At 44.4% G+C, this 18,631-nt stretch carries 13 protein-coding genes; 10 read left to right on the forward strand and 3 right to left on the reverse strand.

Annotated features, from left to right (window positions below):
- Nucleotides 1-149: 149 nt before the first annotated feature.
- Nucleotides 150-1,502: a TolC family protein gene (locus tag R8806_RS01200; protein ID WP_124316107.1), complete on the reverse strand. Its 1,353-nt coding sequence runs from the start codon at nucleotides 1,500-1,502 to the stop codon at nucleotides 150-152.
- Between the two features lie 242 nt (nucleotides 1,503-1,744).
- Here R8806_RS01200 and R8806_RS01205 point away from each other — a divergent pair, with 242 nt between their 5' ends.
- The 5 genes from R8806_RS01205 (at nucleotide 1,745) to R8806_RS01225 (ending at nucleotide 8,933) form a co-directional block, all read left to right on the forward strand.
- Complete coding sequence (locus R8806_RS01205) at nucleotides 1,745-2,431, forward strand: ABC transporter ATP-binding protein (protein WP_087422109.1); 687 nt, start codon at nucleotides 1,745-1,747, stop codon at nucleotides 2,429-2,431.
- A 75-nt stretch (nucleotides 2,432-2,506) separates the two neighbouring features.
- Complete coding sequence (locus R8806_RS01210) at nucleotides 2,507-4,177, forward strand: TlpA disulfide reductase family protein (RefSeq protein ID WP_124316106.1); 1,671 nt, start codon at nucleotides 2,507-2,509, stop codon at nucleotides 4,175-4,177.
- A gap of 13 nt (nucleotides 4,178-4,190) precedes the next feature.
- Complete coding sequence (locus tag R8806_RS01215; protein WP_124316105.1) at nucleotides 4,191-5,552, forward strand: sigma-54-dependent transcriptional regulator; 1,362 nt, start codon at nucleotides 4,191-4,193, stop codon at nucleotides 5,550-5,552.
- 9 nt (nucleotides 5,553-5,561) lie between these two features.
- Entirely contained in the window at nucleotides 5,562-6,890 is a 1,329-nt protein-coding gene (locus tag R8806_RS01220; protein ID WP_124316104.1) for a sensor histidine kinase, read from the forward strand.
- Between the two features lie 555 nt (nucleotides 6,891-7,445).
- Nucleotides 7,446-8,933 (forward strand): RNA-binding domain-containing protein, encoded by a 1,488-nt coding sequence (locus R8806_RS01225; RefSeq protein WP_124316103.1) that lies wholly within the window; start codon nucleotides 7,446-7,448, stop codon nucleotides 8,931-8,933.
- A 367-nt stretch (nucleotides 8,934-9,300) separates the two neighbouring features.
- Here R8806_RS01225 and abc-f read toward each other — a convergent pair whose 3' ends face one another.
- Complete coding sequence (gene abc-f, locus R8806_RS01230; RefSeq protein ID WP_124316102.1) at nucleotides 9,301-11,166, reverse strand: ribosomal protection-like ABC-F family protein; 1,866 nt, start codon at nucleotides 11,164-11,166, stop codon at nucleotides 9,301-9,303.
- Between the two features lie 187 nt (nucleotides 11,167-11,353).
- Nucleotides 11,354-12,067 (reverse strand): DNA alkylation repair protein, encoded by a 714-nt coding sequence (locus R8806_RS01235; RefSeq protein ID WP_124316101.1) that lies wholly within the window; start codon nucleotides 12,065-12,067, stop codon nucleotides 11,354-11,356.
- A 143-nt stretch (nucleotides 12,068-12,210) separates the two neighbouring features.
- Here R8806_RS01235 and R8806_RS01240 point away from each other — a divergent pair, with 143 nt between their 5' ends.
- The 5 genes from R8806_RS01240 to R8806_RS01260 all read left to right on the forward strand — a co-directional run bounded on the left by R8806_RS01240 (nucleotide 12,211) and on the right by R8806_RS01260 (nucleotide 18,617).
- The gene (locus R8806_RS01240; protein WP_087422340.1) at nucleotides 12,211-12,978 is read left to right on the forward strand and encodes a ParA family protein; all 768 of its coding nucleotides are present in this window, start codon (nucleotides 12,211-12,213) and stop codon (nucleotides 12,976-12,978) included.
- A gap of 140 nt (nucleotides 12,979-13,118) precedes the next feature.
- Nucleotides 13,119-14,012 (forward strand): ParB/RepB/Spo0J family partition protein, encoded by an 894-nt coding sequence (locus tag R8806_RS01245; protein ID WP_124317286.1) that lies wholly within the window; start codon nucleotides 13,119-13,121, stop codon nucleotides 14,010-14,012.
- Nucleotides 14,013-14,020: 8 nt separating this feature from the next.
- Complete coding sequence (locus tag R8806_RS01250; RefSeq protein ID WP_229782874.1) at nucleotides 14,021-14,740, forward strand: DUF5683 domain-containing protein; 720 nt, start codon at nucleotides 14,021-14,023, stop codon at nucleotides 14,738-14,740.
- A gap of 10 nt (nucleotides 14,741-14,750) precedes the next feature.
- Nucleotides 14,751-16,328: a lytic transglycosylase domain-containing protein gene (locus R8806_RS01255; protein WP_124317287.1), complete on the forward strand. Its 1,578-nt coding sequence runs from the start codon at nucleotides 14,751-14,753 to the stop codon at nucleotides 16,326-16,328.
- A 264-nt stretch (nucleotides 16,329-16,592) separates the two neighbouring features.
- Nucleotides 16,593-18,617, forward strand: coding sequence for an LruC domain-containing protein (locus tag R8806_RS01260; RefSeq protein WP_164719706.1), 2,025 nt, complete (start codon nucleotides 16,593-16,595; stop codon nucleotides 18,615-18,617).
- Nucleotides 18,618-18,631 lie beyond the last annotated feature (14 nt).

Here is an 18,631-nt window from a genome sequence, read left to right on the forward strand (position 1 = left end):
CTCCTCCGTCAGCTTCGCTGCCACCTCCTCTATAAACAGAGGAGGAGCTGGTGACTCTTCCCGAAGACAGGGAGTATTTCAACTCTCCCTCTGTTTATAGAGGGAGCACCCCGAAGGGGGGAGGGAGTTCGTTTTTTCATTTTCAATTTTCAATTCTCAATTTTCAATTGTAACGGTTTTCCTTGATAAAAATCAATCATCCTCTTCTGCATCACGTAGTCCAAGCGGGCTCGCAGCACGTCGTACTTTGCTTCAAGGAGGCTGTTGGAGGTCGTGTTCAGGTCTATGATGGTGATTAGTCCTTGCTCGTAACGTTTACGGGCGGCGTTGTAGGAGAGGGTGCTGAAATTCTCTCGCTGCACGGCAATCCGGTAGCGCTGGGTGCAGGACTTCAAATCTTGCAGGGCGTGTTGTATCTCATTATATAATGCTCGTTCCGTCTGTTGGTATTTTATCTTCGACGATTGATAATTATGTTTGGCTCTTTGGAGACTGGAACGGCGGCTCAGACCGGAGTAGAAGGGAATACTCATACCGATGCTGAACCCTTTCCCGATCTGGTTGCGGTCCGTGATTTGCGAGAAGAAATCACCCGAACGCTGGTCACTATAATTTCCGAAAGAGATACTTCCGCTAATACTGATCGAGGGATATAACCCGGCTTTTGCCGAGTACACGCCGAGCTGTGCGGAACGGATTTGGTAAGCGGCCAGTTTGATTTCCGGCAATGTTTGGAGTGCTTGCGTGAAAATCTCTTTGGTCTTCAACTCGTGGAGTTCCGGGTGAACTTCGGAAACCGACCGGGCATCAATCTTTAACTCCTCTTCCGCGTTATAATTCATAATATATTTAAGATTAGCCTGTGCGTTGAGACAATTATTTTGTGCCGTGATCAGCCGGAACTCCACGGAGGCTTGTTGCGCCTGCATCTCGAAAAGATCGCTTTTCGGCTTTTTCCCTAACTCGTATTCCCGTTCGATCTTTTTGAGACGCAACCGGGAGTTTTCCACCTGTTCCTGCGTGATCCGAACCTCTTCCTCTGCATACAATAACGTGAAGAAAGCGTTCATCACCTGTATGGCGATCTGGTTGGCTTGGTTCTCGGTTTCTTCCCATCCCATCAGGCGGCTTAACTTGGCAGCTCGCAGGCGATTGATATTACTGAACCCGGCAAACACGGTCAGGCTACTGCCCACGCCGAATCCCCCGACCGACATATAGCGGGTATTCGTGTACGTGTTGGTTTCCGGGTCAATCCCCCGACCGAAACTGTAACTGACGCCGGGAGAAATCCCGTTAACGGAGGGCAGGAGCGAGAGCGTGGCATCCCGCACGTCCAGTTTATCGTTTTTATTTTGTAGCTCCCGTTGTTGCATGGAAAGACTTTTCTCCACGCCGTAATCAATACACTCCTGAAGGCTCCATTCCCGGTTTTGTCCGTTGACAAACAAGCCGGATGTTAAAATGCTCAATAGAATGGAATATTGCTTTAATATCATCATTTTTTGTTTTATCTTGCATCCAGAGGAACGAATGTCGTGCCAAAGTCGGAAAGTGTTTGTTTCCAGCGGTATAGAGGAAAATAGGGAAGAATGGGATGTCAAAAAATAAGACACGATTGTCTAATTATTTGACACGTGGTATAAAGTATATTTTGGTAATGTGTTGATAATTAGTGCAAAATACCTTTTGGCATGATAATGGTACGTTCAACGTGAAGTTTTACTCGTAAATAGATTGAATCATGATAAGAATTGAGCATTTAAGTAAAGTATTTCGCACCGAAGAGGTCGAAACAACAGCGTTGAACGATGTGTCCCTTCACGTGAAACAGGGAGAATTTGTGGCCATTATGGGACCTTCCGGTTGTGGTAAGTCAACCTTATTAAACATCATCGGTTTGTTGGATAACCCGACATCCGGGAATTATTATTTCAACGGACAGGAAGTCGGGCATTTAAAAGAGAAACAGCGGACGCAGGTTCGCAAGGGGAACATCGGTTTCGTGTTCCAGAGTTTTAACCTGATTGACGAGTTGAATGTCTATGAGAACGTGGAATTACCCTTGATCTACCTGAAGAAAAAGGCGTCGGAGAAAAAAGAACTGGTCACGTCGATTCTCGACCGGATGAACATTAGTCACCGGGTTAAGCACTTCCCGCAGCAACTTTCCGGGGGACAACAACAGCGGGTTGCCATTGCCCGTGCCGTCGTGGCAGGGCCCAAGCTGATCCTTGCTGACGAGCCGACCGGAAACCTCGATTCTAAAAACGGGGCAGAAGTCATGAATCTATTGACCGAGCTGAACCAAGAGGGAACCACTATTGTCATGGTGACCCACTCCCAGCATGATGCTTCGTATGCCCACCGGGTGGTTCATCTCTTTGACGGGCAAATCGTGACCGAGCTGGAAAACCGGGAAATCCTCTGATTTAAAATAGAACGATTGTCAACCGGAAAATTTTGGACGAGACGGGAAGAATTAAAAACCAAAAAATAACAACTTATGAAAGGTAAAAGCTTGCTCTTCGGATTGTGCTTGTGTCTCTGGACATCGTTGGGATGGGGACAACGAGTGATTGAAGTCCCGTGGTACGAGACCACCAACACGTATATGTTTGATATTATAAAAATGGAGCTGACCGATGAGGCAACAGTTATCACGGGACAAGTGAAGTATTTCCCTAACGAGTGGTTTCGGGTTGTGGGACGTACGGTATTAAGAGGGGAAAGTGGTAAAGAGTACAAGCTCTTAAAAGCTGAGGGAATCGAGCTGAATGAACAGGTATTTTTACCGGAGTCCGGACAGATGACTTTTCAGCTCTATTTCGAACCCGTGGATGCCGGAGAGAAAAAGGTGGATTACGTGGAAGGAAACCACGAAACGGACTGGCGGATTGGGGGAATCGTGTTGGATGAGAAACCGCAAAAGCTGGAAAAGGAGAGCGATTGCCTGATCCGAGGGAAGGTGCTGGGACACCCGTCGAGCTATCGGTTGGTGCTGATGGGATACGAGGATGATGATCGGATTCAGGAACCATACGCCATTATACCTGTTCGAAACGGGAAGTTCGAATACGTGTGCCAATTAGGAGAGAGCAAAATGTACTGGCTCGTGTTTACCGACGAACTGGCAAAATCTTCTTATCGTCCGGTAAGTTTTTTTATTGAACCGGGGGAAGTCGAGATCACGATTCAGCCGGAAGATGCCTATACGGATTCGGAAATTCATGGAGGAGAAGTCAATGAGCAGTATAGGAGTTATCAACGATTGAAAGAAGATAAATTCAATTTCAAAGCGTTGTATAGCGCATTCGATTCGTTGCATAATCAGAATCTTAGTTTCACTCCTGAGGCGCAGAAATTGAGTGAATTAATGTCCGAAAATTTCAAAAACAGGCAGAAACATGATAGCCTGTATGCCGCTTTTCTGCAATTAGAAAAGGATGGCAAAATGTACACCCCTCAAATGATGGCGTTAAATGAGAAAAAGAGAGAGTTGAGTAAAAAGGAACAAAAATGGAAAGAGGACTATATCGGAGAGCATCCGTCACTGACAACTTATTTTCTGTTAATGGATGATTTGAGGAATCTGATGACTTATCGGTTGCACAGTTTCCCCGAAGAACTTGAAGTCCTGTCTTTTAAAGACTTGCCGCGTCTGGAAAATATGTATTATACCATCTATAAACCCATGTTTCCCAAACATTCATACACGGAGTTAATCGCTACCATGCTCCAGTCATTAAAACAGATAGAAGTGGGTGGACATTACATCGACTTCACCGCCCCGGACTTCGAGGGGAATCCCGTGACGTTATCCGAGCAGATAAAAGGAAAGGTGGCTTTGATAGACCTGTGGGCCTCTTGGTGCGGCCCGTGCCGACGGTCGGCGAAAAGCATGATTCCCGTGTATGAAAAATACAAATCCAAAGGTTTCACGATCGTCGGGGTTGCCCGAGAAAAGACGGTGCAGACGGCGAAAGCTGCGGCCCTTCAAGATGGCTACCCGTGGTTGAACCTCGTGGAACTCAACGATGCCGGGAACATTTGGTTTAAATATTGTGTCGGTAATTCCGGAGGGGGAACTTTTTTGGTGGACCGGGACGGCAAAATTTTAGCCATCGGTCCGTCACCTGAAGAAGTGGAGCGTATTTTAGAAAAAATGTTGGAGTAGAAAAACAAGATATATGGCGAAACAGGGAACCATATTGGTCGTGGACGATAACAAGGCCGTGCTGAACGCTTTGGAGATGCTGTTGGCAGGAGTGTTTCGTGAAGTGATCACGATCAGAACTCCGAACCAGATCGAGGCAACCCTCGAATCCGGTCGGGTAGATGTGGTATTGTTAGATATGAATTTCTCGGCGGGAATCAATACCGGGAACGAGGGACTTTACTGGTTGTCGAGAATCAAGGGGTATGCCGCGGAAATTCCCGTGGTCCTATTCACGGCTTATGCGGACATTGATCTGGCGGTGCGAGCCGTGAAGGAAGGAGCGACAGACTTTGTTGTCAAGCCGTGGGATAATGCCAAGCTCGTGGCAACCCTGTTGGCGGCGTATCGTCTGCATGAATCCCGACGCGAGGTGAAACAACTGAAAGCAAAAGAAGAAGTGTTGAAAGGGCAGCTTTCCCCGGAACGAACCGTCGTGTGGGGAGAGTCGGATGCCATGTGCCGGGTACGTCAATTGATTGAAAAAGTGGCGGTCACCGATGCGAACGTGCTGATTACCGGGGAAAACGGCACGGGAAAAGAGATCGTGGCAAGGGAAATTCACGCCTTGTCGGGGCGGAAAGGGGAGGTGATGATTTCGGTGGATATGGGAGCAATCACGGAAACCCTTTTCGAAAGTGAGTTGTTCGGTCACGTGAAAGGGGCTTTCACAGATGCGCGGGAAGACCGTGTCGGGAAATTCGAGGCGGCAAACAAGGGTACGTTATTTCTGGATGAAATCGGGAACTTGTCATACGCCCTGCAATCCAAGTTACTGGCAACCCTGCAAAGTCGGAAGGTGATCCGCGTGGGATCGAATAAACCGGTTGACGTCAACATCCGTCTGATCTGTGCCACGAATAGCGATTTACCCCGGATGGTCAAAGAAGGTACTTTCCGGGAAGATTTACTTTATCGCATCAACACGATCCACGTGGAAGTCCCCCCGTTACGGGAAAGAGGGAATGATATTCTGTTACTGGCAGAGGCCTTTTTACGGGACTACGGCAGGAAATACCGGAAACCCGATTTGTCCTTTTCCAGTGAGACCCGGCAACGGCTGTTAGGATATTCATGGCCGGGAAACGTGCGGGAATTACAGCACACCGTGGAAAAAGCCGTGATCATGTGCGATCGGCAGGTACTCACCCCCGAAGATTTCCTGTTCAAAAGCGAGCCGGGCGAGATAGCTCCCTTGGAAACCCTTGAAGATATGGAACGGGAGATGATCCGCAAGGCTTTGGTCCGGCACGAGGGCAATTTGTCGGCTGTCGCGTCCCGGCTGGGAATCACCCGGCAAACCCTGTATAACAAGATGAAAAAATTCAATCTGTAAGAATAAGATATGGTAAGAAACATCACCTCGCGGGTATTGGCGTATTTGTTACTTCTGATCGTTTTGGTCGTGGCGACCTGTTATTTTTTGTCGGAAGATGAGTATATTCCGGGGATTGCCACGTCAATACTCGCCGTGGGGTGTTGCTTTCGTATCGTGTGGAATATCCGCTCCGTGAACCGGAAACTGGCTTACTTCTTTCAAGCCTTGGAGAACGATGATTATTCCATTCATTTCCCGGAACACGGCGGTAGCCATTCCGAGCGTTTCCTGAACGGGGTACTGAACCGGATCAAGGATATTTTGCAGAACACCCGCTTGGAGATACAGCAACGGGAGCAATTTTACGAGTTGATCATAAACAGCGTGAGTTCCGGTATCGTGGCATTGGATGAACGGGGATTCGTGACGCAGAATAATCAAGTCGCCTTAAAATTGCTAGGCTTGGAGATATTTACACACGTCAACCAGTTGGAACGAGTGTCCCCGGCCTTAAAATTGCTGGTGACGGGAATCCGTCCCGGAGAGAGTCGGCGGGTGACTTTCACAAACGAACGGGGTTCCGTGCAATTATTGGTCAGTGCCTCTCGCATCCTGTTAAGAGACAAACCCATCACCCTGTTAGTTATGAATGACATCGAGAACGAACTCGACGAGAAAGAAATTGATTCTTGGGTACGTCTGATCCGGGTGTTATCACACGAGATCATGAACTCTATCGCTCCGGTAACCTCTTTGAGCGACACGTTACTTTCCATGCACTCTGACCCAGAAATCACTCCCGACGACTTGAAACGTAATACGGAAAACGGGTTGAAGGTGATTAGTGAAACGGGCAAAGGGTTGATCTCTTTCGTGGAATCCTATCGTAAGTTTACCCGTATCCCTCGGCCTGAACGGGAATTGATCAATTTGAACGAATTTATCCAGCGGGCGGTGATCCTGAGCAGCACGGAACCGAATTTCCCGGAAGTCACGATCGACATTTGCATTGAGCCGGAAGACCTGAAGGTTTTTGCCGATCCGAACCTCATGGGACAAGTCCTTTTGAACTTGATGAAAAATGCGTTTTACGCTTTGCGGGGTAGAGAAGATGCCCACATCACCCTCTCGGCCGAACATGGACCGACGGGAAAGGTATTGATCCGGGTACGGGACAACGGTCCCGGTATTCCTCCCGAAATCATGAACGAGATATTCGTCCCCTTCTTTACCACCAAAGAAGAGGGTTCGGGTATCGGGCTAAGTGTCTCCCGCCAGATCATGCGCATGCACGGCGGTAATCTAAAAGCTTCATCCATAGAAGGTAAAGAGACGGTATTCACGATTATTATCTGAAAATGATCATCTGTTTTCGTTTGAAACCTTGTCGAGAATCAATGTATATCTGTTGAATTCGACAGGAAGAACATATCATAGGAAAAATCTTCTGATTTAAGTTCGGATTCAGAAAAATTTTAACGCTTGTTCCTCTTACAATAATTAACAAAATTTGTATTATATCGTTATAATATAGTTATCATGGTGTGAGCCGCTCCCATTCCGCTCCTATTCCTCCCCTATTCCTGTCCAATTAAAATAGAAATGGAATAGTAAATATTTAGTAGATGTAAATGAATTTTCACAAAGTTAATAACAAGTATATAAATAGAAGATAGTTTGTTGAGGTAAAAAATGGGTTGTTCAAAAAGTCTAATCCGGCACTTTCGGTTTAGCCTTTTCAAAAGGAGTTTGATTTCCAGTTATTATCCGAAAATATTTTCTATATTTGGAAATTGATAGGTGTAATAGCAAAATTAAAACAGATGAACCGGATAAAAGAGGTATTATTTTACCAATAGAATGGTCGTTAAGTGTAGATGCTAACTATTGCTACAAGGAAGTGATTTAATTATGAACATAAAAGAGATATTAAGCCAACCCGAAGGGCGTAGATTGGAGTTTAAGGCGGAGTTGCCTGTGCATTCCGATTTAGCAAAGATTGTGGTTGCATTTGCTAATGATGCAGGTGGAGATCTGTATATTGGTGTGGCGGATGATCCTCGTGAGGTGGTTGGGTTGGATGAAGATAAGTTGATGACAATTGAGGAGAAAGTTAGCAACATCATTTTCGACTGTTGCTATCCTGCGATATTGCCAGAGATTAAATTTATCAGTGTGGAAGATAAACACTTGATTCAGGTGACTGTTTTCAGAGGTAGTACACCGCCTTACTACCTCAAAGAGAAAGGTAAGTTACAAGGAACATTTATCCGAGTTGGTTCTACCAATCGCCTTGCCGATGAAACGCTTATTTCCGAATTGGAACGTCGGAAACGTAATATCTCATTTGATAGCGAAATTATTCCCGATAAACCTGCAACTGAGTTGAATATAGATAGTTTTAAGGCTATATTCAAAGAGAAAACAGGTGAAGAAATATCCGAACAGACGTTAAAGAAATTAGATTTAGTTAAGAAGGTGCAAGGTGTTGAATATCCTACGAACGCTTTGATTCTGTTCTCTGACGATCCGTTACGAACTTCATTATTCCACTACGCAAAGGTGGAGTGTGCCCGTTTTAAAGGTATTAGCTCAGAAGAGTTTATCGACCAAAAGAGCATAACCACCAATATCGCGACACAAGCAGAGGAGGCGTATAATTTTGTTTTACGTCACATTAACAAAGGGGCAACTGTTGAGGGGATTTACACTGTTTCTCGTTGGGAGTACCCTGTTAAGGCACTACGTGAGGTGATTCGTAATGCAGTCGTTCATCGTGATTATTCGCTCACGGGCAAGGATGTAAAAGTGGCTATCTATGATGATATGGTGGAAATTACCAGTCCGGGGCTTCTTCTGCCATCTATCGACTATGCCGCAATGGAGTGCCGTCAGAGTGATGCTCGCAATAAAGTGATAGCTCCTATTTTCAAACGTCTTGGTATCATTGACCAATGGGGTAATGGCTTGAAGTTGATTGCCGATGAAATGAAAGAGTACCTGAACATTGAGCTTCGTTGGAGAGAGGTAGGTTTATCTTTTCAAGTGCAGTTCGTGAAGTTAGATTATCTCAAAAAGCAAGAGCGGGTTGAACAGATCAAGCAAGAGTTGCAGCAAGAGTTGCAGCAAGAGTTACAGCAAGAGTTGCAGCAAGAGTTGCAGAAAACGACTTTATATTCAGAGGTACTACGTTGCTTAATGAACAACATTTTATCCAGACAAGGTATTTCCAATGCATTGGGGCAGAAGAAAGTATCGGGGCAACTCAATAAAGTTATACAAAAACTCATTGCAAGCCATCTGATTGAGAGAACGATTCCTGATAATCCGAATCATCCCGCTCAAAAATTTCAACTAACAGAACGAGGGCGGATATTTCTCAGCTTACTTGGAGGCTAAAGTACTATATGTAGATTTATACAACACAAAAAAGCCTTGTTCCAAATGTATTATCGGAATAAGGCTTTGTTATTTCAGAAACTTTCGTAACTCTCAGAGTTGTTTGAGATATGCAAAGTGCAGAACTTCAGCGCGGTTGCATGCATTGTTGCCCAATCGTTACCAATAACTTTTCACGTTTTTATTTAGCTTTGACATTTAGATAAATACAGTAAATTTCCTTATCCACGGCAAAAGATAAATCTTTTCAAGATACTTGCGTACCATCATCTCTTTTTCTTCTTGCTCACGATCAAGAACTTCTCTTTAATGAATGCCTCATAAAAAATACACTCCTAAAGTTTTGTGTCTAATTTTTAATGTCTTTTTATTCAATCTCGCTAAGTTCTAGCCAGCGCATTTCCTTTTCGTCCAACAAATCAATGATCTCGGCGATTCGCTGGGAAGATTTCACCAGTTCGTCCGTATCCAGTGTCCCGGAGTTCAGGGCTGTTTCCAGCTCTGTTTTTTCCGTGTTCAGTTTTTCCATGTCGGATTCCAGTTGTTGCATTTCCAGTCTTTCCTTGAAAGTCAGTTTACGGACTTTCTCTTTTTCTCTCACGGGTTTGGGTGCGACAGGGATTTTCTTCTCTTCCTGTTTGCGCAGTAGTTCCTCTTCTTCTTTTTTGTTCTTATACTGGGTGTAATTACCGGGGAAGTCTTTCACCACGCCGTCTCCCTCGAAAGCGAACACCCGATCCACCACTTTGTCTGTGAAGAAACGGTCGTGCGACACGATGATCAGGCAACCTTGGAAAGATTTCAGATAATCTTCCAACACGTTCAGCGTCATGATGTCGAGATCGTTCGTTGGCTCGTCGAGAATCAAGAAGTTGGGGTTGCTCATGAGGACGGTCAGCAGGTAAAGCCTCCGGCGTTCACCCCCGCTAAGTTTTGCCACGAGGGAATATTGCAGCTTGTCCGGGAAAAGAAAATATTCAAGAAATTGCGAGGCCGACATCACCCGTCCGTTACCGAGGTCGATTTTCTCGGAAATGTTTTTCACGATGTCTATGGGGCGATCGTCTTCCTTGAAACTGATCCCGTCTTGTTTGTAATAACCGTAAACCACGGTTTCACCAATTTCGATGGTTCCGCTGTCCGGCTCGATCTGGCGGGTGATGATATTGAGAAAGGTCGATTTCCCGACCCCGTTTTTCCCGATGATCCCGATCTTTTCCCCCCGTACGAATTTGTAGGAGAAATCCCGTAACACGCGGAAATCCCCGTAACTCTTGTTCACGTGTTCCAGTTCGAGAATCTTCTTACCGAGGCGTTGTCCTTTTATATCGAGTTCCAGTTGTTGCTCTGTCGTGTTTTGAGAGGCGACTTCTTTTATTTTATAGAAATTGTCGATCCGGTATTTCGCCTTATGCCCGCGGGCCTGCGGCATCCGGCGCATCCATTCCTGTTCCGTGCGTAGCAGGTTCTTGGCTTTGTCGATCGAGGCGTTGCGGGCCTCAATCCGTTCGTCTCTCTTTTCAAGATAGTAGGAGTAGTTTCCTTCGTAGGCGAATAAACCGAAATCGTCGATCTCGATGATCTTGTCGCATACCCGATCCAGAAAATAACGGTCGTGGGTCACCATGAGTAGCGTGGCATTCGTTTTTTCGAGGTACTCTTCCAGCCATTCGGTCATCTCCACGTCCAAATGGTTTGTCGGCTCGTCAAGGATCAGGAAATCGGGGTTACTGATCAATATTTTGGCCAGTCCGACCCGTTTGCGCTGTCCCCCGGATAGCTCCTTGATCCGTTGACTATACTTGTCAACCTTGAGTTCCGATAGAATTTGTTTCACTTGCGTGTCATAGTCCCATGCGGCGAGAGCGTCCATTTGCGGGATGAGTTCTTCGAGAGCCGACGCGTCGTTGTCCTTCACGGCTTGCTCGTATGTTTTGATTAATTTCAAGGTCGGGTTCTCCGAGTTGAACACTTCTTCAAACACGTAATTTTCCGGGTTGAGTTCCGGGTCTTGGTCCAGAATACCGATTGAAATGTCGTTACGGAAGATCACGGAACCCGTGTCCGCGGAGTCTTTGCCCGCAATGATACGTAACAGGGTGGATTTTCCCATCCCGTTCTTGGCAATTAAAGCTACCTTTTGATTTTTGCCGATTCCAAAAGTTATATTTTCAAACAGGAGTTGTTCCCCGAAACGTTTACTGAGATTTTCGACTTGTAAAAAACTAATCATGGAGTAATTTATGATTTTAGATTTATGATCTGATTAATTTATGATTTTAGATCCTATCGATTAAGTGATTTAATGATTTTCGATTAGGTGATTTAATGATTTTCGATTAGGTGATTTTAAACACTCAATCATCGAATCGGCAATCACGGAATCTTTTTCATTCTAAACTTTAAACTCTAAACTTCTTTTAAATCATGGAATTTAAAAAGGCTTTCCGTTTCCCTTCCTCGAAACGTTCGATGGCGTACCGTAACATGGTGCGGGGCATTTCCTTGTAGCGAGGGGTGAGATAATCGATTAAAAGTTGTTCGTCCTCTTTGCCGATCTCACGGAGAATCCAGCCCACGGCTTTGTGGATCAGATCGTGAGGGTGGTGCTGGAGAAGGTCGGCAATTGCGAGAGCATCCTTGAATTCACCTTGTTTCACGAAGTGCATACAGGAGATCATGGCGATACGCTGTTTCCAGAGGTGATTCTCTTTTGCCCAGTCATAAAGGAGTTGTTTGTCCTTGTCGAAAAGCCAATGCCCCAAAATCTTGTAACAGCTAAGGTCAACGAGATCCCAGTTGTTGATGGCGTCCACCTGACTTACGTAGAAATTCACGCAAGTCTCTCTGGACGCGTGGTCTTTGAGTTTGGCGTAACGATAGGTTAATGCTAGGAGGGCCGTCAGGCGATACTCGTGGTACGGAGAGGCGAGTAGTTCCCGGAGCGTGTCGAAGTCCGCGTCAAAATGTTTTTTGGCAACGATACGCAAATTCGGAACGACCACCCCGATAAATTGATCCCCTTCACCATACTCCCCTTTACCCGTTTTGAAGAAACGGGGCAGGAAAGCCGCTTTCGATTCGTCCCGGTATGTATTTATTTCATTTATAATTTCTTTCGTTGAATTTTTCATCTTTCCCTCAGTTCTTTAGTTCCCGGTGTAAAGGTAATTATTGTTAGTAAAAAAGTAGGCGTTGTTATTAAAAAATTGAATAAAAATGGGGGACATATTCTTTTTAATTGTATTTTTACCACATAATCGAAAAACGTGGATTTATGTCAAAAATTATAGCTATCGCGAACCAAAAGGGGGGTGTTGGAAAGACAACGACGTCTGTAAACTTGGCGGCTAGTTTGGCTGTACTGGAACAGAAAGTGTTGTTGGTTGATGCTGATCCTCAAGGGAACGCGACAACGGGAGTGGGATATGATTTAAAGGAATTGAAGGCGACTATCTACGAATGTCTGGTGGACGGGTTGGAGCCGAAAGAGGCGATCCTGAAGACGGATATTGAGAATTTGTTTTTGTTGCCTTCCAATATAGATTTGGTGGGAGCCGAATTGGAGATGTTGAATTTCGAGGAGAAAGAGAGTGTAATGGCAAAAGTGTTGGCAAAGGTGAAAGATGACTACGATTATATTTTAATCGATTGTTCGCCTTCATTGGGTTTGTTGACCGTGAATTCATTGGCCGCGGCCAATTCGGTGATGATCCCCGTGCAATGCCAGTATTTTGCATTGGAGGGATTGGGTAAGTTATTAAATACGATCAAGATTATCCAGAAACGTCTGAACACGGCTCTGGAAATTGAAGGATTCGTGCTGACCATGTATGACGGGCGTGTCCGTCTGTCGAACCAAGTGGTAGCCGAGGTGCGGAAACATTTCGAGGAGATGGTTTTCGACACGTTGATTCAACAGAACGTGAAATTGGCAGAGGCCCCGAGTTACGGACAACCGGTTATCCTCTACGATGCCGAGTGTCGCGGTTCCGTGAATTATTTGAGTTTGGCAAACGAATTGCTGGAGAAAAACAAAAAATAGTTTAGAATTTAGAAGATTCTGTGATTGCTGATTCAATGATTCAGTGATTAAAAATAGGTGGAAATAGAGCGGGAGGGAAGGAATCACTTAATCTGAAATCATTAAATCACTAAATTGATAGGATCTAAAATTAATAAGAGATGGCGAAAAAGAGTGCATTAGGTAAAGGATTGGGAGCGTTATTGTCGGATGCGGCAGAGGAGGCGAAGCCAAGGGGGACGGTTTCATCGGCGTTACAGGAAGAATTGAAATTGAGTGATATTCGCCCGAATCCGAACCAACCGAGAACCGTTTTCGATGAGGAGGCTTTGCAAGAGTTGGCTTCTTCGATCAAGGCTATCGGCATCGTGCAACCCATCACCGTGAGAGAAGTGGAAGACGGGAAGTACGAGATTGTTGCCGGGGAACGCCGGTTCCGGGCATCGAAGATGGCAGGGTTGGAAACTATTCCCGCTTATATCCGTAAGGTGGAAGAAGAATCCGTGCTTGAATTGGCATTGATTGAAAATATCCAGCGGGAGGATTTGAATGCTATCGAGATTGCGATTTCGTACGAGCGTTTGATTGACGAGTGCAACTTGACACAGGATGCGTTGAGCGAACGGGTAGGTAAAAAGCGAACGACGATTTCGAATTATTTGCGTTTGTTGAAGTTGCCCGCCCCGATACAGTTGGCAATCAAGGAACGGAAAATCAGCATGGGGCATGCCCGTGCTATTATTAATATAGAAGATCCGGAAACCCAGTACATGGTTTTCGAACAGATCATGAAATACGATTTTTCCGTGCGAAAAGTCGAGGAAATCGTTCGGGAGTTGATGAAACCGGAAGAGGAAAAAGAGAAGAAGGCCGAGAAAAAGCGTCAGCCTATCGAGGACTACATGGAGTTACAAACTCATCTGGCTCGTTATTTTGACACGAAGGTTGACTTGAAACGGAACGAGAAGGGAAGAGGGAAGATCGTGATTTCTTTTAAATCGGATAGCGATCTGGAGCGAATTGTTGAGTTATTGGATAAGGTGGATAAGAAATAAACTTTGTAGTGAGAAGTATTTTAGTGAAAATAGTTTTGATTATCCCGGTTTTGCTTATTTGTACGGGAGTAACGGCGTCGGAGTATCGTTCGGATTTCCCTGTATTCTTGCAAGACACGATCATTCACACGGATTCCTTGACGTTCACGGGAAAAGAGGAAGTGTTGAAAAGTAAAGCGAGAAAAAGAGATAATGGTAAACCCCATTCCCCGCATCGGGCAACGATCATGGCGATGGTACTACCGGGTTCCGGACAGATTTATAACCGTCAATGGTGGAAGTTACCGATCTTGTACGGGGGTATTGGGGCTACCGTGTACGGGTTGTCGTGGAACATGAAGTATTACAAGAAATACCGTACGGCATTCGTGGATTACACGGCTTATTTGAACGCTTTGGAGGCTGATCCGGAAACGCCTTACCCGGCTAATTCCAGTTGGGATAAATTGATGTTACCGGGTAAAACGGCTGAAAAATTTCAGCCGGAGATGCGAAAGCGTTTACAGGAGCAGTTAAAAACAAAGAAAGATAATTATAAACGGAATCGGGACTTATTGTATATCGTATCGGGTGCAATATACGCGATACAAATTATTGATGCTACGGTATTTGCCCATTTTTATGATTTCGAGATTAACGACGATTTGTCGATGAATCTTCGTCCCTCAACCGGATTTTCTCCCGTCAGCGGGGGAACCGTGGGTTTGACATTAACTTTTAATTTTTAAAGGAATAACCATGCGTTTTGTGTTTTTGTGGCTATGTGCGATTTTATTTTCAGGTGTAGTATATGGTGAGAGTGATCGGGATTCGTTGAAAGTACGATTGGGTGCGCCCCGGCTAAATTTAGGGGCGCCGGTGTTGCTGACGGATTCTATTCCGGGTGCATTTATCGAACGATTGGATGAATTATACAGTAAATGGTACGTTTCCAGATTGGGGGAAGGTAATTATGTGGATTCGGTGTACCTGACTGAAATGGTGACCGGGCCGGCTGTTCCGGATTCGGTGTATTTACAACGTTTGGATAAATTAAATTCAGCGATAAAGCTTTCCTATAACGATATTGTACGGAATTATATTGAATTATATACCGTGAGACGTCGAGCCCAAGTGGGAACGATGTTGGGGTTGAGTTCCTATTATTTCCCTATTTTTGAAGAAGTGTTGGATCGGGAGGGATTACCGCAGGAGTTGAAATACTTGCCCGTGATTGAGAGTGCTTTGAACCCACGGGCATTTTCCCGTGCGGGGGCCTGTGGCTTGTGGCAGTTTATGTACGGAACAGGGAAGATGTACAAGTTGGAAATAAATTCTTTTATTGACGAACGTCGTGATCCGGTAAAATCCACGGAGGCAGCCGTTTGTTTCTTGAAAGATTTGTATAAGATTTACGAAGACTGGATTCTGGTGATCGCGGCTTACAACTGCGGACCGGGTAACGTGAACAAGGCCATACGACGGTCGGGAAGTAAAAAGAATTATTGGGATATTTATTTCCATTTGCCGAAGGAGACACGTGGCTACGTGCCGGCTTTTATCGCTGCCATGTATACGTTCAATTACCATAAAGAGCATAATATTTTTCCCTTGGAGAATGAGTTGCCCACGATGTGTGACACGATCATGATTTCCGATGCCTTGCATTTCGAGCAGGTGGCCAAATTGATGGATATATCCGTGGAACAAATTCGGGATTTGAACCCGCAATACCGTTCAGATATCGTGCCTGCCGGATTCGGGAAGAGTTACGCTTTGCAGGTTCCTTATAATCATGTTGGAGAGTTTATTGATAAACAAGATACGATCTTTGCTTATAACCGGACGACTTATTTTAATGATAGTGACCGTACGGCCGATCCGAAGAATCGTTTCAAGAAATACGCTCATGCCCATGCTGTCCCTAGCAATAAAGCCAAATTGGTTTACACGGTGAAAAGTGGGGACGTGATCGGGAAGATTGCCGAGAAGTTCAACGTGCGTTTATCCGACTTGAAGTACTGGAACGGGATGACAAGAGACCGGATCAATATCGGGCAGAAACTTACGGTTTACGTGCCGAATAATAAGGTAGACTATTATAAGTCTAAAGTGAATGCCAAGTATGCCGGGATTGCCGCAAATGCGGAAGTCGAGGCAGAACCTTTAACAGAAGGCGAGTTCTTCTACTACACGATCAAGCGAGGCGAGAATCTGTGGTCGATTGCTAAGAAATATCCGGGCGTGTCGAACCGGGACATCATGAAATGGAACGGGTTGACCGACCGATCGGCAAAGAATCTAAAACCGGGACAAAAGTTAAAGATTAAGATTTAATAATAGAGAAAGTGAGATTTTATCTATAAACAGTCAGAAGAAATTCCTTCTGACTGTTTTTTTATGAGATTGTCTCATTTTTGCGGATTGGAAATTAGGTGATTTCAATCTTACAATGACGATGGGTTATCTTTCAGTAAATACGAGAGAGGTGATATTTTGTATAAAAATAGTTATAAATTTCACTATATAGCATTTGTTTAGTGAAATATATTGTACCTTTGTGAAAATTATAGGTAGAAATTCTCTATAAAAGTTATGAAGATGGGTGTATGTGTAAAATTGAAAATGCTTGTGAGTGCCACGTGTGTGGTTATTCTACTAGCGATGATAGGGTGTAAGAAGGAGATGTATACTCCTGATGAACCTGTGGTTGATCCCGAAAACGTGTTTGATTTCTCGACGAGGGAAAAATACACGTTGCATGTAAAATATGATGTTCCTGAAAATTATAAGGTGTATTTTGAAGTGTACACGAAGGATCCGGAACAGTTAGATGCCGATGGGCAAGTGGTGAAAAGAGATATAGAGCCTGTTGACGTCGGGTTTACGGATGGAAATGGGGAATATAATCATAAAATAGAGGTTCCTGCAACGGCAAAATACTTGTATATTTATAGTCCTTATGCAGGAGTGCCACGAGTGTTGGTAGCCGAAATTAAGGATGGAGTTTTGTCGGAAGTTGCCTATCCGGACGAGATTGAAGGGGCGAGGTCTATGCTTGGGCGTGCCGATGATGGCGATTATAAAAATGAGGCTTACAATACGATTACAGGGAAGAAATTGAGCCGTTTGGGATATTGGAAGAACGCTAAAAGAGCTTATTCATTGAAGGGGGTCACTTATGATCTTTACGGACGTCCGGATTATACGAAGGTGGGAGACCGGATAACCGTGTCAAGAGATATATTGAACTTGATAAATCAGACGGTACCGGAAGGTGGAAAGGTGGACCCAAGCTTAATAAGAAATGGGGATATACGTGTGACTAAAAAAGCGCATATTGATTTATTTTTGGTTGATGAGACAACATCTGCCAATAATACGTTGGCTTATTATTGTTATGAAACCAATAATCCCCCGAAGAAAGAGGCTGATATTAAAGTAAATGATATTGTTATTGCTTTTCCTAATGCCAAGGTTTTGAAACGACATGATTATGAACCTAAAGGAAATAATGGTGCATTGGAAAGAGGGGAAGGAGTTCGTTTACATTATTATAAAGACGGAAAAGATATGGGAGAAGAATTCCCAGAAGGAGTTTCTATCGGTTGGATTATTTATAATCAGGCTTATAGGACAGCTGTGAATGGTAATGCTTTGAATACTGGAGTAAAACACTATTTTGCGGATAAGGATTTGAATGGAAACGGAAAAGGGAATGTGGTTTTATTCAGAAGTGGGGAAAAAGTGATGTTTGGTTTTGAGGATTGGAATGGCGATTATGATTACAATGATGTTGTTTTTTACGTGAAGGCAGATCCGATAGAGGCGATTACTCCGGATATACCTGATGTGAAACCGACGGATCCGGATGATTCGGATATTGTTGCGGAAATAACTTATCGGGGAATATTGACTTTTGAAGATTTGTGGCCATACCGGGGTGATTTTGATATGAATGATGTGGTGGTTGAATACGAGTCGACAGTTGGTTACAATCGGGCAAATGAGGTGCTTCGCACGATTGATAATTATACGATATTGTGGTCTGGAGCTAGTTATGATAACAGCTTTGCTTATCAATTGGAGGCATTACGCGGAGAGGTGGAAGTGGAGATTTCTTCGTCTTTGGGCGGAAATGGAGGGGCTTTCGTGGACCCAGAAGTTGATCGTGCTACTATTCGTTTGGCGAATAACGTGCGGGCATACGCTAATGAAGATGAAAAGGTGACATTCAAGGTTGTGACGAAATACACCGGACGTAAGATTAACAAGGAGGATTTCGTGTTACCACCTTATAATCCTTTTATCACGACAAATTCATTGGATAAAGAGGTGCATTTAACAAATATGCGGCCGACAGAGAAGTTGAATAAGGACAATTTGGGGTATGGGAATGATAAATCGGATCCGAGTTCCAATCTTTATTATGTCACCTATGACGAGAATGGCCAACAGATGCCATTTGCCATTAATATCGCTTATGAGCGCAAAGAGGATTTGAATACTTTCGTGATCCCGAGGGAAAGTAAGCATATTGATACTTATTATCCGAAATTCTTAAATTGGGTAAAGACAAAAGGAAAAGAAGATGCTGATTGGTATTTGCATTCTAGTAATAAATAAAAAAAACTCCGAGA

It is taken from the genome of Butyricimonas faecihominis, assembly GCF_033096445.1.
Lineage (GTDB): Bacteria > Bacteroidota > Bacteroidia > Bacteroidales > Marinifilaceae > Butyricimonas > Butyricimonas faecihominis.